A 26030-nucleotide genomic window follows, 5' to 3' on the forward strand; every position below is an offset into this window, starting at 1 on the left:
GTTAAAAAAACGGATAAAACAGCATGAAAATAAAGCAATTTATATGGCCATTTATTGGTATCTTAGCAATGCTGGTGTCTGTCCGCATCCTTTATATCAAGCTTTCTGCTATTTCTTTCAGTGATGTACTCGATCGCCTCAGCAATTTACATCCACAACATTGGCTATTAGCCTGTTTATGCTCTCTTTTAGCTTATGCTGCCCTTGCTGGCTATGACCGGATTGCTTTGCAGCACCTAGGCCATAAAATTTCTTGGATTTTTATTGCTCTCTGTTCCTTTACCACCTATGCCCTTTCACACAATATTGGCGCTTCTGTTTTTTCTGGTGCAGTTGTGCGCTATCGCGCCTATAAAATGAAGGGATTAAATGGAACAGAAATCGCTATATTAGTAGGTTTTTGCTCTTTCACTTTTGTGATCGGCACAATTTTACTTTTTGGAATCGTTTTGATTCTGCAACCTGAAATTATCTCTCTCCTGCATAACGAACTTCCTGAATGGCTTGGAACAACGGTTGGTGTCATTTTACTTAGCTGCGTAGCACTCTACACTTTTGGCAGCTGGCTTCAGTTAAAACCTTTACACTTAGGCAAAAAAGTTCAAATTTCCTATCCACGGCTAAAAATTGTTATTCAGCAGCTTCTCATTGGCCCTTTAGAGCTTCTAGGAGCAACAGGAATTATATATGCTGTCCTCCCGCATAATACAGATATTCATTTTATCTCTGTACTTGGTATCTTCCTTGCATCTTTCACTATAACCCTTCTCTCCAACGCCCCAGCTGGAGGGATTGGTGTTCTTGAAGCTTTATTTATAACGGGGATGTCTAATATAAATCCAACTGATGTTGTTGCAGCACTTATTGTATTTAGACTGCTTTATTTGATCATACCACTCATCATCTCGTTATTCATTGTAGCAATTTTTGAAGTTCAGCAATATTGGAAAAGAGTACAAAAAACACCCCCTGAATAAATAAAAAAATCAACGTCCTCTTTTTTGGGGCACGTAAATAACAATAAACGTATTGAATCTTCCTTTATATGTAAGTAACGGCAATTGTCATCTATCCTTTTTAGATTGTGTATTAAAGTACCTCTATTTCGATAACATCTCCACTGTATCAAAATATATAATACTCTAATTTTCTTTCAAACAGCTACTTGATCAGCCCCTCAAATGAACTCTTTGCTATAATAATTTCTATAACCTTCAATCGATTTTAAACATTGAATATTGCGATTGCTATTTTGTAGTATAATACCCTCTCTAAAGATTTTAATGAAAAGACAGAATAAAAAGAGTTCCTGTACACGGCCACACAAAAAACGAGCAACAATTAAAAAAAATTTTCGTCTTTTAAAAATGCACAAATAACACATACACAATAACCATAAGATTGATGCAGACTTACAAATCACTCGGCATCATTTTCTCTCTTTCTTAAAGCCTCTCGCAAATCATCAATGAAAGCCTCTTTCTAATATAAAAATTCAACTTTTTTCTATCCATCACTTCCCACTTAGAAGCTTACAAATAATGAAAACACAAACGATAAGCCAATTTCGGTATCTTTTTCACTCTCTATAATAAGAAGGTTCTTTCCTATTACTTCACCTAACCAAGTGATCAGCCTTTTTCTGGCAATAAAAGTGGAGAGATAAGGATTTTAGATATATTTCGGCGATCCATTTCAATAACTTTAAAGCGCAGACCGTCAGCTTCAAAGCTTTCGCCCTCACTCGGTAAATGACCAAACCGCCAAAGCATAAAACCTGCTAAAGTAGTATAACGATCTGCCTCATCAACAAGATTACGCTCAAGATAACCACTTAAACGGCGGATATCAGCATATCCCTCAACAAGAAGGCTTCCATCTTCAAACTGTTCTGCAATCACTGGTTCTTCATCATCATCAGGAAAATCACCTGCAATGGCTTCAAGAATATCGGTTGGTGTTGCAACACCTTCAAAAGATCCATGTTCATCAACAATAATTGCAAGCTGAATCGACGAACGACGTAATTGCTCCATTAATCGTAAAACACTTGTATTTTCATGAACAACAAGTGGTTCTCGCATAGCTTTTTTCCAATTAATTTTTTTGCCCTCAGCCAAATTTAAAAGAAGATCTTTGGTCAAAGCAACACCCACAAATTCGTCTACTTTTTCACGTGCAAGAATTAAGCGGCTATGTTTAACCTGCTGTAACTCCTCACGCATTTCATTCTCATCTCCATTTAAATCTAACCATTCGATCTCATTACGTGGCGACATAATAGAGCGAACAGGACGATCAGCCAAATCGAGAACACCACGAATCATTTCTTTTTCTTCCGGTCGAAACAGCTCAGAAGCCGCCGCCTGTTCAGCAATAACATCTACAGTTTCACCAAGATTACCGTCTTTGTTTCCCCCCCCTAAAAGCCTTAAAACAGCATCGGCTGTTCGACCACGTAGATCATTTGTTGTAATCATCTTTTCACGATTACGACGCCCAATTTGATTAAAAGCTTCAATGAGAACAGAAAAACCAATAGCGGCATATAAATACCCTTTTGGAATATGAAAGCCAAACCCTTCAACAATAAGAGTAAAACCAATCATCATCAAAAAGCCAAGACAAAGGATTACAATAGTGGGATGACGATTAATAAAACGCATAAGAGTGCCAGATCCACACATCATCACACCCATAGCAATAATGACTGCTATGTACATAACTACTGCCTGCTCTTTTGCAATCATACCTGTTGCAGTAATAATGCTATCTAGAGAAAATACAGCATCAAGCACTACGATTTGAACAATTACCTGCCAAAAAACAACATAAGCAACACCCGTTTTTCTTTCATGCGAAGTACCTTCTAATCTTTCATGTAATTCTAGCGTTCCTTTTGCTAGCAAAAAAGCCCCACCACCAATCAAGATGAAGCTATGCCAACTAAACACAAAGGATGAGAATGAAAAAATCATCGTATCGAGATTCATCACCCATCCAATAATCGTAAGAAGAAAAAGCCGCATAACTAATGCTAGAGTGAGACCTATCAAGCGTGCGCGATCACGCAAATGCAGCGGCAACTTTTCGGCTAAAATTGCAATAAAGACAAGGTTATCTATTCCTAAAACAATTTCGAGAAAAATCAACGTAACCAAGCCAAACCACGCATGAGGATCAGTGATCCATTCCATCATAGCTCACCCTTAAAAAACGTCTTTAAAATCTTAAAAGCGCGCGGTTGACAAAACAAACTCATGAGCTTTTATTCTCATAATTGAGCAAAAACATTGAACACAAACGGGTCGCATCCAAAGCAAACAACAAAAAACCATCACTTAAACGCACATGGTTACTGATAAATTTAAAAAAATAGAACGACGCCCCCCATCGCTTACAGCCATAAGAAGGTTCTTCTGTATTTTTCTCGGGCATTACGCTCGATAATCCTCCAACTACAGTTCCGCTTATAATTCGGAACATTTATTTATAGCGCTGTTTATAATGGGTCTATTTTTATATAAGATCAAGAGGGTGTATCATATTTTTAACTGTACAACCAGTTTAGCTATAGCTTCTCTATCATCTCCATATAAAAAAACAAAATCATCTAGACATACTCTTTTAGGAGCGTTATAGAACTTTTCATTCTCATCTTTTGAGATACCTTGGGTGATTAGCTCAGTCGGTAGAGCAGCTGACTCTTAATCAGCGGGTCGTGGGTTCGATCCCCTCATCACCCACCATTTAATTTTATTTACCCAGTAACATATTAATTTCCATATGTTTTTCAAGGTGCGGGATACGTGGATAAAAGTGAGGGATTAGTATTTTTTACATTTCTCTACAACAATAGCATTCTCTACAACAATAGCATTTTCTCATCTTCTCTTTTTGTAGCTTTTCGATAAGTTTTGTATATTTTAACAACACTAGATTTTCTACCAATTTATTTTTTTCAAAGCTCTTAAAGGGGTTCTCAAAGACCTCTCAAAACCTTCTCTCATTTTTGCTATCAAATTTTGATTTTTGCAATTTTAAATGTAAAATCCAATTTTATAAACAACGCGTTTAATGGTAAAAAATAGTCATAAAAACAACCAATTATTACCTAATTCCACCTTTTCCTGCTTAATACAAAAACTCGTTTCAAATTACATGGAGTATCTCAAGTGTCCTAGCCTAATAACACCTATTGCAGGTAACGCTTTCTTTGTCTGTCAATTATTCCCTTTTATTGATGCTTCTAAAATAATTTTGTGCCCCCTTGACTTCCTTTATTCTAGATAAAACACCCGTCAGAATCGTCCTTATAAAAAACAAATAAATATGACGCAATTCTCAACACCAATTTCCCTCTGGAAATAATATTAAGAGTTATTTTTATCCTTCTATGGTACGAGAGCTGCTCATGAAGAAATCATTTTAAAATTTGCAACAAAAGACTTTTGCTTAAAGAAATGATAATTCTATGCTCTGTCTAAAAAAAATAAAAAAAATCATCGCTCTGATTATACAAGCAAACAATATAACTCAATTACTTCATCTCAATTTTATGCCGCTTTTTGGCACAATCTAAAGAGAATTTGCAGCTTCTTATGACTATCTAACAACTCAATGGTAGCTATCTAATCACAGTGTGTTTTCTCCATGAATCATTCACCCGCCATCGAAGCTATATTCAAAACTCCATACTCAAATTTCTGGTGCGTTCTTTTGGAGTGAAATGCATAATTCTTATCGAGAGAATATGCTTTATTCTTTGTCCACATGAAGCCATAAAAAATATTTTTCTCCTTTACGACTCAGTTATATCATGCTTCGATATGAAAATATTACCTTTTTCAACGTAATTTCATCCTTAAAATAATATAAAGGGAACTCCAGAAAATGGATTATAAACAAACTTTAGATAAAAAACATCACAAAAAATTACATCGAGGACTAGATAACCGTCACGTACAACTTATAGCCCTCGGTGGTGCTATTGGAACAGGCCTCTTCATGGGGTCAGGAAAAACAATCAGCGTAGCGGGCCCTTCCATCATACTCGTTTATGCTATTATTGGGTGCGCCTTATATTTCGTCATGCGCGCTATGGGAGAACTCTTGCTTTCTAATTCACAATACCGGTCTCTCATTGATTTTTCAACCGATATGCTAGGACCAGGAATTGCTTTTTTTGTTGGCTGGAGCTATTGGCTGAGCTGGGTTGTAACTGGAGCAGCAGATATTATTGCCATCATCACTTATATGCACTTTTGGTGGCCTGAACTCAATCCATGGATTGTCGTTTTTTCTTGCATCACTTTCTTTTTAGTCTTTAATCTTTTTGCCGTAAAAATGTTTGGTGAACTTGAATTTTGGTTTGGTCTTATCAAAATTATAGCGATTTTAGTATTAATTATTGTAGGCTTTTATATGATCGTTACTGGTTTCACCTCTCCCAATGGTACTGTTGCCTCTCTCAGTCATGTATGGAACGATGGAAATATATTTCCTCTGGGAATTACAGGTTTTTTTGCTGGATTTCAAATTGCCATTTTTTCTTTTGTTGGTATAGAAATCGCTGGAACAACTGCAGCTGAAGTCAAAAACCCTAAAACAGTTCTACCAAAAGCAATTAATGCGATACCGGTGCGTATTGTATTTTTTTATATCTTTTCTCTCATTGTGATTATGTCCGTCACACCTTGGGATCAAGTTATTCCAGATAGAAGTCCCTTTGTCGAGATGTTTTGGCTTGCTGGCGTTCCGATAGCTGCTGGTTTAGTAAATTTTGTTGTTCTCACATCAGCTGCCTCTTCAGCAAATAGTGGTATTTTTTCTACCAGCCGCATGATATATGGGCTTGCAACGCAAAAAGGAGCGCCTCGGATTTTGGGAAAACTTTCTAAATACCACGTCCCAGCCAACGCCCTATTCTTTTCTTGTTTGTGCATTTTATTGGGGTACACAATTACATCACTCTCTCCAAGCATCATAAGTGCTTTTACAATTGTCACCAGCATTTCAGCAATCGCATTTATATTTGTGTGGTCTGTAATTTTGATCAGCTATATTGTGTATCGGCGCAATCATCCTCAGTTACATGCTGAATCCATCTACAAAATGCCAGGAGGTGTCACCATGTGCTGGATTATTTTAGCTTTTTTTGCTTTCATTCTCTACTTATTAACATTAGAGTCTGATACTTTTACAGCTTTTAAATACGGTCTATTGTGGTTCACTTTATTAGGCATAACGTATTTTATCTTTTTAAGAAAAAAAACGGTTAAAGATAATAAATAGAATCCGTAGATAAAGAGCATATTTAAAAAGGGTAACTTTAGTTACCCTTTTTATAGATAAAGCATAAGAACTTTTCACATAGAAATCTTTATGCCTTTAATTACGCTCTTTATCAACCAAAGCGTTAGATTTTATCCAAGGCATCATAGAGCGGAGTTTTTTGCCAACTTCTTCAATAGGATGATTGTCATTCAAACGGCGCATGCCTTTAAAATGGGCTGCACCGGCTTTATATTCCTGAATCCAATTTGACGTAAATTTACCAGTCTGAATATCCTTCAAAATACGCTTCATTTCTGCTTTTGTTGCATCAGTAATCACGCGTGGACCAGACATATATTCGCCCCATTCAGCTGTATTGGAAATAGAATAATTCATATTCGCAATACCACCTTCATAAATGAGATCAACAATCAATTTAACTTCATGTAAGCACTCAAAATAAGCCATTTCCGGTGCATAGCCCGCTTCCGTTAATGTTTCATAACCTGCGCGAATAAGTGCAACAAGACCACCACAGAGAACAGCTTGTTCACCAAAAAGATCAGTTTCGCACTCTTCTTTAAACGTTGTTTCAATCACCCCAGCACGTCCTCCACCAAGACCACACGCATAAGACAATGCTATGTCATGGGCATGCCCTGAAGCATCTTGTGCAACCGCAATTAAACAAGGAACACCACAACCATTTTGATATTCATTGCGAACTGTATGACCTGGGCCTTTCGGAGCAATCATCACAACATCAACTGTTGTTTTAGGTTCAATTAAACCAAAATGGATACTTAAACCATGAGCAAAAGCAATCACTGCACCATCGCGTAAATGATCATGGATATGCTCTTTATAAATATCAGCTTGCAACTCATCAGGTGTTGCCATCATAATGAGATCTGCCCATTTTGCTGCTTCAGCAACACTAACAACCTCAAAACCATCTACAACAGCTTTTTTTGCTGTTTCCGACCCTGAACGCAAAGCAATTTGCACATTTTTAACACCAGAATCTTTTAGATTTAAAGCATGGGCACGCCCTTGTGATCCATAACCAACAATCGCTACCTTTTTCTCTTTAATCAAATTAACATTCGCATCTCGATCATAATAAACACGCATGAAAATACTTCCTTATATTTGCATTAAACTGAATTTAAGTTTTTATTGAATAAAAAGCCAAAGCCACCTCTCCGTGCTTCGTATACTATGAATACCCATATCATTATTCATAACAAGACAGCACTTGAATAATCTCTAAAACTTATTCTACACAAAAAATGTGTCCCCAAACCTTCAAAAAGAATATCCAGATCAAAAATACGATTTAAGCCGCTGCTCTACAAAAAACGAGGAATTATACAAAACAACAGTGCCGAAGAAAAATACATACTCTAAAATTCTACTCTTCTTCACACAATAAATCATTGTATCCTTGAAATTAAGATACACCACGCAATTTTAGGATGAACTAAATTAAAGTGGATAGCAAGAAAAATTATAAAATAAGCATAGTCTTTCTTTACACTCTAGTACAAAAAAATAACTTCATCTTCCTTATTATAACAACAATTATTCACATAACCCTCTACGCATTTTTTTGATAAAAACAATATTTTTAAAATATTATTTTTATATACTTAAAGAGAACATGAAAATATTTCAAATAAAAACATCTTTATAATCAAGAGTATTTATATAAAAACATTTAATGTGCTAAAAAAATATAACGAACTATAAATAAATACATCATCAGCAGAGCGGCGTTATTGTTCTCAGAACGTGCAAAGTTATTCTTTTGAAACAGAACTAGAATTGAGACAGAGCTTTATAAAACCTCATCCGGAAAATTGAATAAAGAAACAAAGGATTACGATAATAACCGAACGAAACGTTGAACAGTTTCATGCATTCCATGTTCTAACGCATCAGCAATAAGCCCATGACCAATGGAAACTTCGTCAAGCCAAGGAATACGATTGACAAGATTAGGAAGATTATGAACCGTCAAATCATGTCCTGCATTCACCCCTAAATGCAGCTCTTTGGCCTTTTTTGCCGCTAAAGTAAGTTTATGCAACTCTTGATCCTGTTTTATCTTATCTTTAAACGCGCCCCCATAAGGCCCAGTATAAAATTCTACACGATCAGCACCAATTGCTTTAGCAATGTCAAGCCCCTCTAAAAGAGGATTAGCAAATAACGACACACGAATTTTTCTTTTTTTTAAGCGCTGAACAATGGGCGCTAAAAACTCTGCATCACGAACAAAATCCCAACCATGATCAGAGGTTGACTGAGCTGGATCATCAGGGACAAGGGTAATCTGATCAGCATATTTTTCTGCCAAATCCAAAAATATATCGCTTGGATATCCTTCAATATTAAACTCTGCAGCAGGAAAAGCACTGTTAATTAAACAGCGTATCTCCGGCAAATCGTTAAAACGAATATGTCGCTCATCTGGGCGTGGATGAACCGTCAAACCTGCTGCACCTGCTGTGAGCGCTATATGTCCAATATTCTTAATATTTGGCCACGGAAGATTACGGCGATTGCGCAAAACAGCAACAGCATTGAGATTAACCGAAAGTTTTACTGCCATACAGATCCCTACTTGCATATATATTTCTAAAGACAAAAAAAATAGATTCCCAGCGCAATCTCAAACAATAACAATATTTTCTTCTATCGAACAATCGTTAAACGCTCTGCCGCACGTGTAATTCCGGTATAAAGCCAGCGCGCATACATATCACGAAATGCAAAACTTTCGTCAAATAAAACCACATTGTCCCATTGGGACCCTTGCGCTTTATGAACAGTTAATGCATATCCATAATCAAAATCGTCATATCTTTTTTTTAATTGCCATGAAATCTCATTATCAGGATTCTCAAATATTGCTTTCAAAAGCTTTATCTTAACCACTCCGCGCTCACTCTCCTCTGGTTTAACGAGAAGATTAACACCGGGTTTAACGGTTTCCTTCTGTGAAGTTAGAACCTTCCACAAAGAGCCATTCAACAAGCCTTTAGCGGGGTCATTGCGCAAACACACAAGCTTGTCTCCTGCTTGTGGATAATCTGCTGTAAACCCCTTCAACTCACGTAAACGTTTATTATAAAGATAACGTGTTCGGTTAATCCCTACCAAAAGCTGATCAGCCTCTAAAACCAATTTTTTATCAACCTCTTTACGTGTAACAACGCGCGCTGCCCCATAATCACCATAAGCAATATCGCGCCCTTCACGCACATTCATCGCTAAACGAATAATTGGGTTATCTTGCGCTTGTCGATGAATTTCTGAGAGAAGAAAATCTGGCGCACCATTGGAAAAAAAACCTCCTCCTGATATAGGAGGCAACTGACCTGGATCACCAAGAACAAGAACTGGCGTCCGAAAACTCATTAAATCACGCGCTAATTGTTCATCTACCATCGAACACTCATCGACAATAATGAGCTTAGCTTGTGCAGCTGCACTTCTACGATTTAACGCAAATGTCGGGGCAATTGATTTTTTTCCCGTAACTTCATCGGAAACTTCTTCTTCCCCACGCGGGCAATAAATCAGCGAATGAATAGTACAAGCATTGCTTGCACCTTTAGAACGCAAAACCTGAGCTGCTTTACCTGTGAACGCAGCAAACTGGACAGAGCCATCAACTGTTTCCGCAAAATAGCGAGCAAGTGTCGTTTTCCCTGTTCCAGCATAGCCAAAAAGACGAAAAAGCGGAGAGCGCCCCTCTTTCAACCACGCAGCAACAGCCTTCAATGCATTATCTTGTTCTGGTGAAAACTGCATAGCCTACCAACACAAGATTTGCATAAAAAGAGCAGTATTTTGAAAAAAAACTCCTATCAAGAAAAACTTTTTTATTAAGAATTGCTGACATATGCCCATCTAACAACTTTCGTAGCACAATTATCAATTATTTACCCATTGCTTTTTCAAGATATTGTAACAATCTAAATTTTATCTATACATCGATCTTCTTGGTAAAACCTTATACTTATCAAAGGATAATATCGTTTTTTACAACAGTAACACCAACAATAGAATATACATATCTTAAATTTGAAATAACACCTATATACGCTTTTTCTAACCCAAAATTTAGAATGAGAAAAAGAGCATTGCAATTGCAAAATCCTCGCCAGAAAAAATGTCCTTAACAGGATAAGAATAATGTAATTTTATGCATACTATTTTACACAATCAATCGGCTTTCTTGCACATAAAATAAAGTACATCCACTATTACGAAATAATAATTAAATACATCAAAAACCTTTTGGCAGAAACAGAAATAGCTCTCAACAAAACTACTTAAGCCTATGATGATACACCTATAAAGTTCCTCTCTCCCCCTTATCATAATTTTCATAAATTCACTCTTCATGCTACAAATAAGTTATATCTCAACGCATAAAGAAAGATATCACGCTTATATGAAGCACGCTTTATCTCGCACAAATATATAGCTTTTTCTATTTCGACAATAAAATCTGGTTCGTAAGTATGGCCTTCTTGGTAGTCTATTATAAAAAACTGGGGCATAGTTTTAGTCCAGTGTAGCACTTCAAATTCGTCCTCTAGAATATGAGAAAAGCGCAATTCTACATCTGCGAAATCAAACTTTTTCTTTTTGTTGCAATGTTTTAAATTTTATAAAAACTAACTTAATGCTATTCTTATTGTTAGAAATAACAATGAAATCAAAGGGTATAATTTGCTAATAGGCTTGGCGTTATGTCAAAATATCAGTGGTGAGATTGCTTTTTGGTCGTTTTAGAAATAAAATAATGAGCTCAAAGAGATGGATATTCTTATCTTAATCAAAGAGCGGACTATATTTGATAGGAATCTTCTCCTGAAACTGCCAAATTTAAAATTAATCTGCCACACCCATATATTCACACATTGATATAAAAGCTTGTAGAGACTTAGGAAGTGAAATATTAGAGGGTGGTGGAAATCCAACTTCTGCTGCTGAATTTGCGTGGCTCTTAACTATGTCTGCGCGTAGAAAACTCTGTGAATCTGTGTCTGATATGAAAAAAGGACGATGGCAAAAAACATTTGGCAACCAAATGAAAGGGGCTACTCTTGGAATATTCGGGTTTGGGCGTATTGGTAAAATGGTTGCTCAATATGCTCAAGCTTTTGGCATGTCCATTTTGGTTTATGGGAGTGAGCGTTCAACGCAAGAAGCAAAAAATCTAGGTTATCATTTTACGCATTCAAAAGATAAATTTTTTATACGTCCTGACATTATATCCGTAAATTTACGTTTAAGCGATAAAACCAGAGAAATCATTCAATGAGATGATCTATTGAGCATGAAACCTCATGCTATTTTTGTCAACACAGCGCGTTCAGCTTTGGTTGAAAAAGGGGCGATAGAAAAAATACTAAGTTTGGAAAATTCAACTTACTTTGCACTCGATGTTTATGACAGCGAGCCAGTATATGAGAGCAAATTATTGCAATCAGATAGAGTTCTTTGCACACCACATTTGGGCTATGTGACTGGAGAAAGCTTTGAGAATTATATTGAAAAAGCTTGCCAAAATATAGCGTCTTTTATGAAGAGCGCTTAATGACGGCTGAGCCAATGTTTGTAAAATTTATCTTATACCGCTAGCGTATCAAATTTGCACTACACCTAATAGCTTATTTCCTTAAATGAAGCATATTCCTTAGCTTTCACATTAATACCAAGCGTATCGACAGATTTTTATGTAATCAGCATAAAATACCTCATTTATTGTTGTAATTATTATTAAAAAAGGCTACTTCATTGGAATACACTTTAATTGGAGGGGGCATAGTGAGCAATAATAAATTTATAGAAAAAAATTATTATAAATGGATTGTATTGCTTGTTGCCACTATCGCTCAAGCATCAGCTTGCTTCTTTGTTCAAGGAATTGGTCCTTTAGCTGAATTTTTTAAGAAGGATTTCTCGCTTAATGACTCTCAGATAGGTTTGCTGTCTTCAGCAGCGCAATTCCTACCTATTATTGGGTTACTTGTAGCTGGCGAATTACTAGACAAGTTTAACGAGCGCTATATTGTTGGAGCTGGCGCAGTCGGCGTTTCTGTCGCTCTTTTGTTGGGAGCAATCGCAGATAACTATATTTCCCTTTTGGTTTGTTTGCTAATTGTAGGAGGATTTTACAGTTCTGCTCAACCCGGTGGCGCTAAATCTGTTTCTTCATGGTTTCCACAATCGCAGCGCGGATTTGCAATGGGAATAAGGCAGGCGGGGCTACCATTAGGTGGGGCATTGGCTGGGATAGTTCTTCCTGCTAGTGCGTTTGTCTATGGCATACAAGGTGCGTTTTTGGTTGGTGCCATAGTTTCTTTTTTAGGGGGATGTATATTTATTATTTTTTATCACTCACCAGCAAAAGTTGTCGCTATCGTTCCAAAAAACAAGGCAAGAATTTCGTTCTACGCAAATGTAAGATCTCGTCTTGCGATGTTGGCTACGCCACATATGAAGAATATTATTTTTTCAGGCGTTTCACTTGTGATAGTTCAATATGTTTTAACCATTTTTATAACGATTTATTTTCATAGAATCTATCACCTGTCTCTAGATAAAAGTGCTTATTTGTTTTTTATTTTACAGGCTTCTGGTGCCTTAGGAAGAATTATTTTAGCAGCGTGGAGTGATCATTGTAGAAAAGGACGATTTTTTCCTGTCTTGTTTTGCATGATTGCAGTAGTTTTTGGATTTTTAACATTAATTTTGGGCATGAGTGGATCCATAATTTATTTAACTATTTTATCTGCTTGGTTAGGTTTTTTTGGATTAGGATGGTATGGCCCTTGGGTTGCTTATATTGTAGACTCCTCGCCGAAAGAAAACGTTGGATTTTCTCTGGGTTTAGCAATGTCTGTAAATCAAATCGCAATTATTACTGCTCCACCATTATTTGGATTAATCCAAGATTTTACAGACACTTATTTACTAACATGGCTGATTTTAATTTTAATGATTGTTTTTTCACTTTTCTTAATAAAAAAGTAGGGAAATATAATTGGGGAGAAAATTATAATGATAAATGAAAATACTTTTGAGTTGAGCAATGACGAAAGAGACAAAGTTCGGGAGGCTTTAGACCATGTTATTTATGATCCATACGGTGGTATTGAATATTCGGTTAAGCTAAAAAAAATAGCATTTTCACTGCTACCACATAGAATATTGACAATTCTTATGAATCAAAAGATGTCTATTACCCCTAGACCATATTTAATCTTTGAAAACCTTCCAATTGATAGAAAAATTAATACGTCACCTAATCCTTATAATTTAGATGCGTCTTGTAAAAGTGGCTATATTAGCGAAAATTTAATTATGATGTTTTCTTTATTAATCGGAGAACCTTATTCAATTAAGTTTGAAGGCGAACATTATAGTAAATAACCTGGTTCCTTTAGAGGAGAATAAAAAAGATTATACAGGATTAGGATCGGAAGTTGAGTTAGATTTTCATATAGAAAATTCTGCACTAAAATTCATAAGGGGTTTAAATTTATCTCCTAAAGGGATACTTTTAACTGGTGTTCGCAATGATGTTGATGGCCCGTTAACGAGAATATCTGATGCACGTCTCGCTTTAAAACTTTTAAGTGAGGAAGCTTTGAGTAGCTTAAAGGATAGTTTATATATAATTAATGTTCCCTATAGATGGAGAAAAAATGGGGTAACCTCTACAAGTAAAGTGCCCCTAGTTCAAGGGGACGATGAATTTCCAGATATCAGCGCTGTTTTTTATCCGGGCATGTTAGAACCACAGTCAAAAAAAGCCAAGGAAGCTTTAGATCATTTTTATGAAGCTATTAAGGCTGTATCTTTTGGAATTGATGTACAACCAGGAAGATTATTATACATTGATAACAGAATGGCTCTACACTCTAGAGATAAATTTTCTGGATCATTTGATAATTATGAAAATCCAATGCGGTGGATTCAAAGAGTGTTTGTGTCTGCAGATTTATGGAATCATAGATATGTAGAACAAATAAAAGAAAGAGTATTTGATTTTCAATGCTAATGTCCTGATAATGATATGATATTGAGTATTATTCTGGTTTATATATATTGACTGCACATCTCATATATATATATATAGATTTCTCCTGCATAATTAGGTGAGGTTACTATCTGATTATAAGCTATGGGGGCCAATTGATTTTCTATGGCTGCCTTTGATCTTTGTTATTTTTTCCCTTCCTTTCAAGCCGCTAGGGGGATTCTCCTATCAAGCTCTTGAAAGAGCGATTTTGAGTAATTTCATAATGCGAAACCAAAACATAGTGACAAACTTTTCTATTGTTTTCATAGGCATGACGGCTTGCATGGTTGCCCCCTTCAAGCATGGCAGCTTTTTTTCTTGCACGATGGAAACTTTCATAGATGAGACAACATAATTAATTTATAATAGATAATTCAATGTATTATCTAAAAAATGCAATGAACAGCTATCAATGTGAACATATGAAGTAAAAAAACAAACATCGCGTACAAATAAATTCAAATATAATTGAGCACACGGGTTATAAAATTTTTTAGATCAACAAATAAGAATACACCCCATGTCTTTAAACAAAGAATGAAAATCATAAAATGAACTCTAAGGATAACAGGAACTCTCCACAAAGAAGAGACAGAGATGAAGACTCCAAAGACTTCATCATCACCATCCTTCACTATTTTGTTAACATATTCATTTTATACAAGAATCTTTCCCTCGGAAGAAACAGCATTTGCAACAGCTTCCTCGCTTGCCTCATCGGGTAATAACATCTCATTATGGGCACACCCAGATGGGATCATTGGAAAACAATTTTCTAAATTATCAACTAGGCAATCGAAGAGAACTGGCTTATCACAGTCAATCATCTGCTGAATTTTATCATCAAGTTCATCAGGTTTTGAACAACGGATACCAACGGCTCCATAAGCTTGTGCCAATTTCACAAAGTCAGGCATAGATTCCGTATAAGAATGAGAAAGACGATTACCATGCAACAATTGCTGCCACTGACGGACCATACCCATATACTGATTATTTAAAATAAAAATTTTCACTGGTGTGTCATGCTGAATTGCTGTTGCAAGCTCTTGAATATTCATTTGAATAGAGGCATCACCAGAAATACATAAAACAAGCGCATCAGGATGTGCTATTTGAACACCAACAGCAGCAGGGAGACCATAACCCATAGTCCCAAGGCCACCAGAAGTCATCCAATGGTTTGGTTCATCAAAGCGATAATATTGTGCTGCCCACATCTGATGCTGTCCAACATCCGTTGTGATATAAGCATTCGCATTTTTGGTTAGTGCATAAAGCCGTTCAAGAGCATATTGCGGCATAATAATATCTTTTTTCTCCGCATATGCCAATGAATTACGAGCCCTCCAGCGATTAATTTGCGCCCACCACGCCTCACGGACTGCACTGTTAAACGCTGGTTGCTGTATCTTTAAGAGCCGCACCATATCTCCTAAAACACAAGCAATATCACCAATAAGTGGTACTTCTACTTTTACTATCTTATTGATGGAAGAAGGATCAATATCAATATGAATAATACGCGCATAAGGTGCAAATGCATCAAGACGCCCAGTAATACGATCATCAAATCGCGCACCAACAGCCAACATAACATCACAATCATGCATAGCCATATTAGCTTCATAGGTTCCATGCATCCCAAGCATTCCAAGCCAATTCTTTCTAGAAGCTGGATAAGCGCCAAGTCCCATGAGTGTTGAAGTAATCGGAAAATTTCCCAATTGAACCAAATCACGCAAAAACTGTACAGCTTCAGGACCTGATGAAACAACACCACCACCAGAATAAATAATAGGACGTTTTGCTTCTGCCAAAAGAGAAACAGCATGTCCGATAGCCTGAATATTCCCTTTCGGCTGTGAATAAGAACGCATAGATGTCGAAGCTTGCGGCGCTTTATAAATTCCCGAAGAAAATTGAACATCTTTAGGAATATCAACTAAAACCGGTCCTGGGCGTCCTGATTGAGCTATAGAGAAGGCTTCATGGATGATCGCTGCAAGATCATTCACATCTTTAACTAAACAATTATATTTTGTAGAAGGCTTTGTAATACCGACTGTATCAGCTTCTTGAAAACCATTTGTTCCAATCACTGTTGTCGGCACCTGCCCAGAAAAACAAACAAGTGGAATAGAATCCATGAATGCATCTTGCAGAGGCGTTACAGCGTTAGTTGCACCCGGACCAGAAGTCACAAGCATAACTCCCACTCTTCCTGTGCTTCGTGCATAACCTTCAGCAGCATGTCCTGCTGCTTGTTCATGACGGACCAAAATATGCTGAAGTGAATTTTGTTGATAAATAACATCAAAAATAGGAAGAACAGCTCCACCAGGATAACCGAAGAGATGTTTAACCCCTTGATCAATAAGAGCTTGAACCACAATTTCAGCCCCAGACATTATTTTTCCATCCGCACTCTCTTTCACTGTTAGATGATTTATCATTTTCCCCATTCGCCCATTGATAATACAATAAAAAAAGGCTCCCAAAGGAGCCTATTACACACGAAAAAAATATATCGTATAATTATCCCCCCATTTAAAACGTACAACGCACTGTAAGAAAGATATTCCTTATGAAAAAAGTTCTAATTCTATCAATGCCATTCGTCAATCAAAAATTACCTTTTTAAAAACTTTCCATTCAAAATGCTCTCTTCTTTTAAAATTTACTAAAGCTCTTCATATGAAGAAATAAGGGTCCATGTCTCATCAAATTGATGACGAAACCATGTCATTTGCCTTTTTGCATATCTCCTCGTTTGCATCTTCACTGTTTCTAGAGCATTCTCAAAGCTTCTATATCCATCCAAATAAGCTATAAATTCAGATATACCAATAGCCTTCATCGCTGGTAACAAAGGGGAAAGCATAAGCTTCTTCATAGCAAACACCTCTTCTAAAGCTCCTCTTTCAATCATAGAATCAAGCCGCTTATGAATACGTTCATAAAGCCATTGACGTGGTGGAATAAGAAGAATTTTTTCTGAACAATCTGGCGAAATCAGCGGAAGCGTTTTTTTCTTCTGCCACCAGCTGAGCTTCTTACCAGTTGCATCATAAACCTCCAAAGCACGAACAATACGCTGACCATCTTGCGAAGAAATTTTCTCAGCGAGAACAGCATCAACCTGCAACAACCGGCGATAAAGGTTTTCAGCTCCCTCTTTATCAAGCCGAAATCGCCATTTCTGCCTCACAGCATCTGGAATATGTGGAATTTCCGAAATTCCCCCCAAAAGAGCACGAAAATAAAGCCCTGTTCCACCGACAAAAATAAGTGATTTCGATGTGAAAGTATTTAAAAGCTTTCCAACATCACATAACCACTGTCCCACTGAATAATGAAGAGTAGGATTCACATAACCATAGAGATAGTGTGGAACAATCGCAGTATCAACCTCCGTAGGCCGTGCCGTTAAAATATTTAAAACATCATAAACTTGCATTGAATCAGTGTTAATGATGAGAGCATTTTTTTCTTGAGCCATTTGTAAAGCAAGGGCTGACTTCCCACTTGCAGTTGGCCCTGCTATCAATGTAATCGTTCTCTGCATCATAAATGGAAATCCCCTATGTCTGTCATACATCGCTTTATTACAAGATGCATGCCCTCCCCTAAAGCCCTTATATTTCATCTACATTGTCATAGAGTGAGCTTTTCAAACAAAAAAAGAACATCTATGCTTAAAATATTGAAAATACTAGGATAATTCTTAACCTCTTGAAAAAATAAAAAATGAACACAATAACAATGCTAAAAAAATCTCACAGCAATTCTTCTTGCTATCATCATTTCATAACAAAATACAGCCCACAAAAATTCTTTCAGAAAACCCATCATAAATACACATACGCTTTGCATGCTAACTATTTAACTTAATATCTCAAATTAAATAGTCTTATCTTTTTATAAATTCTGGTTTATCATAAGCGCCAAGTAAATTATTTTTTTCAAGCTCTACTCTTGCAACTTTTTTTCCATCTACCGCAAAGAAAAACTCAGCCGGCCTATAAATACTGGTTTTGATATTAATTTTTTGTATAATTGTATTTTTGCAAACTAAAGAGAGTAAACCATCAGCTATTACAAATTTTAATAGACATAACAAAAATACAAACTAGTTAAACACCCATTCAAAAAACAATTCCTCAATATTTAGTCCATTGGAAGTGTTACAAACCGTAATTCTCCATCTGGACGAGCAACAATGAATAAAGCATTTTTGCGTCCAGCTTCACGTAATTTATGAACACGTTTTTGCGCCTGATCAATTGTTGTGACAGCACTTTGATTGATATCAACAATCACTTCACCAGCGCGAATACGCTTTTTATCTGCCGCGCTATTTTGTGCAACAGACGTCACGACTAAACCTCGAAGTTTATCAGTAATAGAATAACGTTGACGTAAATCCGCTGTAAGCTCAGATAATGTCATTCCCATAAATTGCATTGTCACGCTTTTCGATAAAGCACCACTTTTTTCATCATCGGATTCTTCTACTGTATCTTCATTTGCATCTGTCTCAATTAAACGTCCAAGCTTAACTTTTACCGTTTTTTCTTGCCCATTCCGCAAAACAGTAACATCTACCACCTTCCCTTCCTGACTTTCTGCTACTAAACGCGGCAAATCACGTGCATGCTTAATTTGAGCACTCCCGAAGGAAAGAATGATATCCCCAATATGCAACTGGCTATTATCAACATCCGTCTGTTCCATCTTACCTGCAACCAACGCCCCCACAGGATTTTCCAGCTTCAAACTTTTTGCAATACCCTCAGTCACTGGTTGAATACGAATAGCTAACCAACCGCGCCTTATTTCCCCAAAATCACGCAACTGATTGATAACAGAAAGAGCCATATCAGATGGTATAGCAAAACCAATACCAATCGATCCTCCAGAGGGCGAAATAATTGCTGTATTAATCCCTATCACTTCACCATTTCTATCAAATAATGGACCTCCAGAATTGCCCCGATTAATGGCTGCATCAGTCTGAATAAAATTATCATAAGGACCAGCATTAAGATCACGATTGCGTGCAGAAATAATACCAACCGTCACACTACTACCAAAACCATAAGGGTTACCAATAGCCATAACCCAATCACCAATGCGCGCCTTTTCTGAGTCTGCGAAACGTACAGCTTTTAATTTTTTTCTTCCTACTTCCACTTGAAGCAGTGCCAAATCAGTCTTGCTATCCTTTCCAAGTAATTTTGCTTTTAGCTTTGTACCATCAGTAAAATTAACTTCAATATCATCAGCATCAACGATAACATGATAATTTGTAACAATAAGCCCTCTTCGCGCATCAATCACAAAACCAGATCCCAAAGAACGTACCTTTTGATACTGGCTCCCTTTTCCATCTTCAGGCGTAAAAAAATCACTAAAATATTCTTGCAGCAATGAATCCTTTGGGATAACAGGTACTGAAGTCAGTTCGTCCTGTTCGGTCCCATCAACGGTCTGGGCTGTGGAAATATTCACCACTGTCTCCAAAAGCTCAGCAGCTAAATCAGGAATAGAAAGTGGTGTAGTTTCGTATACTCCCTCACGAGACCAACAATTCATTAATCCTGAAAAAAACAAAACTACACTGATGGCGGCTCCTATAGCAAAGCGCTTCAGAGACGTATTTTTATCCCTAATATTTTTACCCATAACCTGCCTTCGATAAATACTGCAAAGAGCATTACTAAATTCATTCATGCGAAATTATTATGGCTCTTAAAACGCTATACCACTTTCATCATAAAAGAAAGCGATCACGAATTACCTCATAAAAAATTCAGACCGCAATCCATTGTCCTATCTATTCTCCCGCGGTTTTTTTACCCGTATTATTAAGTCCAGTATTCATTGTTGGTAAGAATTCTCTATTTGCTTGTGGCGGATTACGAAAATAGAAAAAGAAATCTTCATGTGGTGAAATCACCATCGGAGTGCGCTCTAAATTTTTATATTGCTCCATAGCCAACCAAAAATCGTAAAAAGACGGATTAGCCTCCCGCGCATTCAATAAAAGGCGAATACTTTCAGCCTGACCTTCACCACGGGTAATTTCGGCATCACGTTTTGCAGCTGCTACGATTTCTTCATATTCACGATTAGCTTCCGCCACAATACGATCCCGTTCTTGCTGACCACGAGCACGAATATTTTCTGCAGCAGCTTCACGTTCAGCCGCCATTTGCCGATAGACATCTTCTGAAACAGCATCGGTTAAATCGGTTTTGCGAATACGCACATCAACAATGGTAATCCCCAACGAACCTGCATCTACAGAAAACTGCTTCTGTACCTCAGCCATCATAGCTCCTCGTTCATCCGATAAAGCCGCTTTAAATTCTCGCTTACCATAAACGGCACGCAAAGCGTCAATAAAACGCGGTGCAAGATTTTCACGCGCAGCAATTTGCGGACGCCCAGAAGCAATACGCTGTAAAAACAACTTAGGATCAGTAATACGATAAATAAAAAATGCATCCACTTCATAATAGGCACCACCACGAACCTGTACAGATTGTGTAGGAACATCGTAACGCAACAGCCGATTATCAACAATGATCATCTTATCTACAAAAGGCAACTTCAAATAGATCCCAGGATCAGACTCTACCTGAACAATTTGCCCAAAACGCTTAATTGCAACTTGTTGACGGGGATAGACAATAAAAACGGACATCCAGAAAACCATCAAAACAAGCACTATAGCACTAAAAATAAACAAAAAACGAGACTGCTGCATAATTAATGTCCTCCAGAAGTTCGAGAATCCAATAGCGATGCAGGACGCATTGATGTTGCCTTCACTTTTTCTGATGAATTACCACGCAACAATTCGTTCAGAGGTAAATAGGGCACCGCTGGAGAATTTACTTGATCAAGAACCAACTTATTTGGTGAAGAAAGAATACGCCCCATCGTCTCCATATAGAGACGGTAGCGCGTAGCCTCTGGTGAAATTGCAGCCTCACGAGCTATAGCCTGAAAACGCTCAGCACGCCCTGTGGCCTCTTCAACCATTTGTGCCTTTTCACCCTTTGCGATTTCCCGTGTACGTGAAGCTTCACCATTCGCTAAACCAATCTTCGTAAAACGCACACGATTCCCCTCTTCAATCATTCGTCCACGTTCTTGCTCTGCCTGCTGAACAGAATTAAACGCAGCAGCAACCTTTGTAGGAGGAGCAGCCTCACTGATAGACACACGGCTTATTTCAACACCAAGCTGATATTTATCTACAGTCAACTGGATAATCTTTCTTACATCATTAGCAACTTCTTCTTTCTTGTCACGCAAAACATCATCAACTGGCCGAGAACCAATGACCTCACGCATCGCACTCTCAGCAACCTGACGAACAGTCCCTTCTTGATCATTCACATTAAATAAAAACTGACTAGGGCGGGAAATTCGGTAGTAAACGGAAAAATTGACATTAACGATATTCTGATCACTCGAAAGCATTAAGCCTTCACTTTGTTGCATCTGACCAGATTGGCCACCAATCGCGATTGTTTTTTCCGTTAAAGGTACTTTCATGTAGGTCTCAATTGGCCAAAAATGAAAATGTAAACCATCACCGATGATTCCTTCTTTAGGAACGCCAAAACGCAACTCCACCGCTTGCTCATTTTGCTGAACAATATAAATTGACTGGTATAGCCAAAAAAACACAGCAACCAGAAGTAATAAAACAGAAAGTCCACTCCTACCAAATTGTTTAAACTGATCCTGCCCTTTACGCAAAATATCATCAAGATTGGGACTATTATCACCACCGTTATTGCCACCAGAACCAAAGAGATTCTTAGCTGGTTTCTTTTTGTCACCACCAAACTTGCTTTTATCGCCACTCCACGGGCCACCACCATTTTGATTTGTCCAGGGCATCATCACCTCTTTAACAGACTACCACTACTTAAATACCAACTATTCGCTTGATCTTATAGGGTGCCTCTTACCTCATTACAATACAACTAACAGGCTCTTTCCACTTAATCACAACGATTATTTTCGTTCATAAACTACAAAACGTGTCGGATGACTGTCTTTCTCTCCTTCTGGAATATATTGTGTTTGCACAATAGTCCACTTCTCTTTATCAAAAACAGGAAAAAAACTATCACCTTCAATAGAATCCAAAACTTCTGTAAGGAATATTTTATCAGCAATATTTAATCCTTGTTGAAAAATTTCACCACCACCAATAATAAAAACTGCATCCGCACCATTTTGAGAAGCCACTCTTTTTGCGATAGAACAAGCTTGAGATAAAGAGTGAACAATAACAGCGCCTTCGGCCGTAAATGCACAATTACGAGTAATGACAATATTTGTACGCCCTGGTAAAGGACGTCCAAGAGAATCCCAAGTTTTTCGCCCCATAATAACAGGTCTACCAAAAGTCAAAGCCTTAAAGCGCTGCAAATCAGTCGACAAATGCCAAGGCATTGCACCTTCACGACCGATAACACCATTTTTTGCAACAGCTGCTATTAAACAAACTGGAAAAGTCATACTGCGACCGGTGCCTTGATATGTGGCTGTGCTTCATAATTAAGCAATTCAAAATCCTCAAATTTAAAAGAAAAAAGATCTGTTACCGCTGGGTTTATACGCATCAACGGCAAAGCATTTGGTATACGAGACAATTGATATCTCGCCTGTTCAAAATGGTTAGAATAAAGATGTGCATCACCGAGAGTATGAATAAAATCACCCGCTTTAAGTCCGCTTACTTGCGCAATCATCATCGTCAACAACGCATAAGAAGCAATATTAAATGGAACACCTAAGAAAATATCCGCTGAACGCTGATAAAGCTGACACGACAATTTACCATCAGCAACATAAAATTGAAAAAAACAATGACAAGGAGGCAAAGCCATTTCCTCTATCAATGCCGGATTCCAAGCAGATACAATCAAGCGACGAGAATCAGGCGTTTCCTTAATCATATTCAAAAGATTACTGATTTGATCAATATGACGTCCATCAGAAGTTGGCCAAGAACGCCACTGGTAACCATAAATAGGACCAAGATTACCTTTTTCATCAGCCCACTCATCCCAAATTGATACGCCATGTTTTTTCAACCATGCAATATTTGTATCACCTCTCAGAAACCACAAAAGTTCATAAATGATCGAACGCAAATGCAATTTTTTCGTTGTTAACAGAGGAAAGCCTGCCTGTAAATCAAACCGCATTTGATACCCAAAAACTGATCGCGTCCCAACACCTGTTCGATCTGAACGATCAATACCCTTATTTAAAACATGCAATAAAAGATCAAGATAAGTTTTCATGTAAACATTATGACCGATTCTGTCCCTCACAGGAAAAGAGAAATAGCAAAATTCATAAAAATACAGTCCAAACCGGCTCCCAAGAGCATCTTACACAAGAAATTGGTATTATAAAATTAAAATTTTGATGACGCAAAAAATAAAATACTGTAAACAATGTTCAGAATGAAGTGAACGAATATGATCACAAAAGGGATAACTTTATGGAGAATGAAACAACTTTAGCGCGGCATGATACAAGAAATCGTATCTTTTCTATCGTATCCAGTGCATCAGGTAATTTAGTAGAATGGTACGACTTTTATGTTTATTCCTTTACATCTATTTACTTTGCATCACAATTCTTCCCGTCAGATGGTAATGTTGTGACACAACTTTTAATGGCTGCAGGTGTCTTTGCTATTGGGTTTCTCATGCGACCAATCGGTGGATGGCTTTTTGGCTTCATTGCCGATCGTTATGGACGCAAACGCTCAATGCTTATCTCTGTTTTTATGATGTGTGGTGGTTCTTTCTTAATCGCCATACTTCCTACCTATGAAACCATTGGAGTAACAGCAGCAGTTCTCTTACTTTTACTTCGAATGCTTCAAGGACTTTCTGTCGGCGGTGAATATGGTACGACAGCAACTTATATGAGCGAAATTGCTCTAAAAAATCGTCGTGGATTCTTTAGCTCTTTCCAATACACTACACTGATTGGTGGTCAGCTTCTAGCCAGTCTTGTTATATTCATTCTGGCACTTTATCTAACAGAAGATCAACTGAAAGCTTGGGGCTGGCGTATTCCGTTTGCCATTGGTGGACTAGGAGCAATTGTTGCAATTTATCTGCGCCGTTCACTCCATGAAACAACAACCAAAGAAAGCCGTTCTAATGCACAAGCTGGCAGTGTTATAGAACTTCTACGAAACCATCGAAAAGCTTTTTTTCTAGTTATTGGCTTTACAGCTGGAGGATCTCTCACATTTTATACTTATACAACTTATATGCAAAAATATTTGATTACGACCACCGGATTTGATAAGCATACAGCGACAACTATAATGACCGCTGCACTCTTCGTTTTTATGTTACTTCAGCCCGCATTTGGTTTTCTAGCTGATAAAATTGGAACAAGAACTTCACTCCTCATTTGGAGTTTTTTATCTATTATTTTTACGATTCCTGGGCTTAGACTGATTGCTCACGCTAATGATACATGGGTTGCTCTAGCAATTATTATTGGAATGCTATGCATTATGAGCTTTTATACTTCGATTTCTGGTATCGTAAAGTCAGAAATGTTTCCCTCTTCAGTAAGAGCAATTGGGGTTGGGCTTTCTTATGCTATTGCCAATGCCCTCTTTGGGGGCTCAGCTGAAGCTGTAGCACTCGAATTAAAAAATATCGGATATGAATCCGTCTTTTATTTTTATATAACTGGCATGATGATCATTGCATTTATTGCGGTTCTTTTGATGCCCGATGCCCGAAAAAAAGGATATCTCCAAGGTGATGATATTCATTAAATTTTTCTATATTAAAGGAAAAAGCCCAATCTTTTGGGCTTTTTTATAAAAGTCATAAAATTAAACATTTCCAAAATGTTATGCTTAATCTCTAACATCATAAAAGAATAAATCTCCCCCCTTCAATATAGACTCTGAGAAGTAAATTCTCATACTACTACGAGTATTTTGTTTGATGATTGCACAAAATTCAGTGCAGTTAGATGTGAAGTATTAGATTTTTTTAAACAAGAATCCGCTCTTTTTTTACAGGGATCAGAAGAAAAAGCCCCTTCACTAAAGATTAAATTTTAGCAAATGATATTTTATCAGCAATGATTAACCTTTGTTGAAAAATTTTCCTTCTTTCAATATAAGCTACCGTATTCGCTCCATTCTTTAAATCCATTCCCCCTTTTTTGTAACAGTAAAAACTTGCAAAAGAAAATAAGCAACAACGATGTCTTTAGCTGTGAATGTATAACTACAAGTTATCACAATATTCTTGTACATAGAGAATTTACCTGAGAAAATACATAGAGAATTTACCTGAGAAAAATCGAAAATTTCTCTCAATGATAATGAATTCATCGCAAACTAATACTTTAAAAACGCCATAAATTTATCGATAAAAAGCGTTATATTAAAAAAATTGGAAATGTTATAGAATTACAGATGCTCTGGCATGTAGCTAAAATTCATAATTAAAGAACAAGATACAACAATTTTCTTAACCATATCCCAAAGAGCGCTCATTTAAATAATATAACATTGGACAAAAGCAACATTGGTAGCTCTTACAAAATTGCCTTT

Annotated in this window: 17 protein-coding genes, 1 tRNA gene and 1 pseudogene; 8 read left to right on the forward strand and 11 right to left on the reverse strand. The window is 37.1% G+C overall.

The genetic code is table 11. The features are described 5' to 3' along the window. Positions 1-23 precede the first annotated feature (23 nt). Entirely contained in the window at positions 24-977 is a 954-nt protein-coding gene (locus tag MCQ_RS04800) for a lysylphosphatidylglycerol synthase transmembrane domain-containing protein (RefSeq protein ID WP_006923882.1), read from the forward strand. A gap of 654 nt (positions 978-1631) precedes the next feature. Here the strand turns inward: MCQ_RS04800 and MCQ_RS04805 are convergent. Then, positions 1632-3200 carry a TerC family protein gene (locus MCQ_RS04805; RefSeq protein ID WP_006923883.1) on the reverse strand — a complete coding sequence of 523 codons (1569 nt, stop codon included), beginning with the start codon at positions 3198-3200 and terminating at the stop codon, positions 1632-1634. 473 nt (positions 3201-3673) lie between these two features. Here MCQ_RS04805 and MCQ_RS04815 point away from each other — a divergent pair. Both MCQ_RS04815 and MCQ_RS04820 read left to right on the forward strand, forming a co-directional pair. Next, positions 3674-3749 (forward strand) — tRNA-Lys (locus MCQ_RS04815). Between the two features lie 1144 nt (positions 3750-4893). Next, positions 4894-6294 carry an amino acid permease gene (locus MCQ_RS04820; RefSeq protein WP_006923885.1) on the forward strand — a complete coding sequence of 467 codons (1401 nt, stop codon included), beginning with the start codon at positions 4894-4896 and terminating at the stop codon, positions 6292-6294. A 96-nt stretch (positions 6295-6390) separates the two neighbouring features. Here MCQ_RS04820 and ilvC read toward each other — a convergent pair whose 3' ends face one another. The 3 genes from ilvC to MCQ_RS04835 all read right to left on the reverse strand — a co-directional run bounded on the left by ilvC (position 6391) and on the right by MCQ_RS04835 (position 10098). Then, positions 6391-7410, reverse strand: coding sequence for a ketol-acid reductoisomerase (gene ilvC / locus MCQ_RS04825; RefSeq protein WP_006923886.1), 1020 nt, complete (start codon positions 7408-7410; stop codon positions 6391-6393). Between the two features lie 748 nt (positions 7411-8158). Continuing rightward, on the reverse strand, positions 8159-8893 hold the full coding sequence (locus tag MCQ_RS04830) for a pyridoxine 5'-phosphate synthase (protein WP_006923887.1): 735 nt from the start codon (positions 8891-8893) through the stop codon (positions 8159-8161). Between the two features lie 83 nt (positions 8894-8976). Then, positions 8977-10098 (reverse strand): ATP-dependent DNA helicase, encoded by a 1122-nt coding sequence (locus MCQ_RS04835; RefSeq protein WP_006923888.1) that lies wholly within the window; start codon positions 10096-10098, stop codon positions 8977-8979. 1249 nt (positions 10099-11347) lie between these two features. Here MCQ_RS04835 and MCQ_RS04845 point away from each other — a divergent pair. From MCQ_RS04845 to MCQ_RS04855, 4 genes and pseudogenes are all read left to right on the forward strand, one after another. Next, a pseudogene (locus MCQ_RS04845) lies at positions 11348-11896 on the forward strand (NAD(P)-dependent oxidoreductase). A 230-nt stretch (positions 11897-12126) separates the two neighbouring features. Further along, on the forward strand, positions 12127-13335 hold the full coding sequence (locus MCQ_RS04850; RefSeq protein WP_006923892.1) for an MFS transporter: 1209 nt from the start codon (positions 12127-12129) through the stop codon (positions 13333-13335). Positions 13336-13362: 27 nt separating this feature from the next. Continuing rightward, on the forward strand, positions 13363-13734 hold the full coding sequence (locus MCQ_RS09605) for a hypothetical protein (protein ID WP_006923893.1): 372 nt from the start codon (positions 13363-13365) through the stop codon (positions 13732-13734). Further along, complete coding sequence (locus MCQ_RS04855; RefSeq protein WP_006923894.1) at positions 13709-14365, forward strand: TauD/TfdA family dioxygenase; 657 nt, start codon at positions 13709-13711, stop codon at positions 14363-14365. Before MCQ_RS09605 ends, MCQ_RS04855 begins: the two co-directional genes overlap by 26 nt. A gap of 677 nt (positions 14366-15042) precedes the next feature. Here the strand turns inward: MCQ_RS04855 and MCQ_RS04860 are convergent. The 7 genes from MCQ_RS04860 to MCQ_RS04895 form a co-directional block, all read right to left on the reverse strand. After that, a complete protein-coding gene (locus MCQ_RS04860) occupies positions 15043-16842 on the reverse strand; it encodes an acetolactate synthase 3 large subunit (RefSeq protein WP_035008021.1) in 1800 nt (599 codons plus the stop codon). 227 nt (positions 16843-17069) lie between these two features. Next, entirely contained in the window at positions 17070-17957 is an 888-nt protein-coding gene (gene miaA, locus MCQ_RS04865; RefSeq protein ID WP_006923896.1) for a tRNA (adenosine(37)-N6)-dimethylallyltransferase MiaA, read from the reverse strand. A 599-nt stretch (positions 17958-18556) separates the two neighbouring features. Next, positions 18557-20074 carry a Do family serine endopeptidase gene (locus MCQ_RS04875; RefSeq protein WP_006923897.1) on the reverse strand — a complete coding sequence of 506 codons (1518 nt, stop codon included), beginning with the start codon at positions 20072-20074 and terminating at the stop codon, positions 18557-18559. 151 nt (positions 20075-20225) lie between these two features. Further along, positions 20226-21161, reverse strand: a complete 936-nt coding sequence (gene hflC / locus MCQ_RS04880; RefSeq protein ID WP_006923899.1) for a protease modulator HflC — start codon at positions 21159-21161, stop codon at positions 20226-20228. Between the two features lie 2 nt (positions 21162-21163). Beyond that, entirely contained in the window at positions 21164-22309 is a 1146-nt protein-coding gene (hflK, locus tag MCQ_RS04885; RefSeq protein ID WP_006923901.1) for an FtsH protease activity modulator HflK, read from the reverse strand. A 117-nt stretch (positions 22310-22426) separates the two neighbouring features. Further along, positions 22427-22936, reverse strand: a complete 510-nt coding sequence (locus MCQ_RS04890; RefSeq protein WP_006923903.1) for a dihydrofolate reductase — start codon at positions 22934-22936, stop codon at positions 22427-22429. Beyond that, on the reverse strand, positions 22933-23727 hold the full coding sequence (locus MCQ_RS04895) for a thymidylate synthase (protein WP_006923905.1): 795 nt from the start codon (positions 23725-23727) through the stop codon (positions 22933-22935). The genes MCQ_RS04890 and MCQ_RS04895 overlap by 4 nt, the downstream gene beginning before the upstream one ends. Before the next feature lie 203 nt (positions 23728-23930). On the opposite strand from MCQ_RS04895, the gene MCQ_RS04900 reads away from it, so the two are divergent. Next, entirely contained in the window at positions 23931-25238 is a 1308-nt protein-coding gene (locus MCQ_RS04900) for an MFS family transporter (RefSeq protein ID WP_006923906.1), read from the forward strand. Positions 25239-26030 lie beyond the last annotated feature (792 nt).

Origin of the sequence: Candidatus Bartonella washoeensis Sb944nv (assembly GCF_000278135.1) — a bacterium.
GTDB classification, from domain to species: Bacteria; Pseudomonadota; Alphaproteobacteria; order Rhizobiales; family Rhizobiaceae; genus Bartonella; species Bartonella washoeensis.

Coding starts and splice junctions, on each gene's coding strand:
- MCQ_RS04800 (WP_006923882.1), top strand. CDS start 24: ATGAAAATAAAGCAATTTATATGGCCATTTATTGGTATCTTAGCAATG.
- MCQ_RS04895 (WP_006923905.1), bottom strand. CDS start 23,727: ATGAAAACTTATCTTGATCTTTTATTGCATGTTTTAAATAAGGGTATT.
- MCQ_RS04900 (WP_006923906.1), top strand. CDS start 23,931: ATGGAGAATGAAACAACTTTAGCGCGGCATGATACAAGAAATCGTATC.
- MCQ_RS04830 (WP_006923887.1), bottom strand. CDS start 8,893: ATGGCAGTAAAACTTTCGGTTAATCTCAATGCTGTTGCTGTTTTGCGC.
- MCQ_RS04860 (WP_035008021.1), bottom strand. CDS start 16,842: ATGATAAATCATCTAACAGTGAAAGAGAGTGCGGATGGAAAAATAATG.
- MCQ_RS04890 (WP_006923903.1), bottom strand. CDS start 22,936: ATGACTTTTCCAGTTTGTTTAATAGCAGCTGTTGCAAAAAATGGTGTT.
- MCQ_RS04805 (WP_006923883.1), bottom strand. CDS start 3,200: ATGATGGAATGGATCACTGATCCTCATGCGTGGTTTGGCTTGGTTACG.
- ilvC (WP_006923886.1), bottom strand. CDS start 7,410: ATGCGTGTTTATTATGATCGAGATGCGAATGTTAATTTGATTAAAGAG.
- MCQ_RS04835 (WP_006923888.1), bottom strand. CDS start 10,098: ATGCAGTTTTCACCAGAACAAGATAATGCATTGAAGGCTGTTGCTGCG.
- MCQ_RS04875 (WP_006923897.1), bottom strand. CDS start 20,074: ATGGGTAAAAATATTAGGGATAAAAATACGTCTCTGAAGCGCTTTGCT.
- MCQ_RS04820 (WP_006923885.1), top strand. CDS start 4,894: ATGGATTATAAACAAACTTTAGATAAAAAACATCACAAAAAATTACAT.
- MCQ_RS09605 (WP_006923893.1), top strand. CDS start 13,363: ATGATAAATGAAAATACTTTTGAGTTGAGCAATGACGAAAGAGACAAA.
- hflC (WP_006923899.1), bottom strand. CDS start 21,161: ATGCAGCAGTCTCGTTTTTTGTTTATTTTTAGTGCTATAGTGCTTGTT.
- miaA (WP_006923896.1), bottom strand. CDS start 17,957: ATGATGCAGAGAACGATTACATTGATAGCAGGGCCAACTGCAAGTGGG.
- hflK (WP_006923901.1), bottom strand. CDS start 22,309: ATGCCCTGGACAAATCAAAATGGTGGTGGCCCGTGGAGTGGCGATAAA.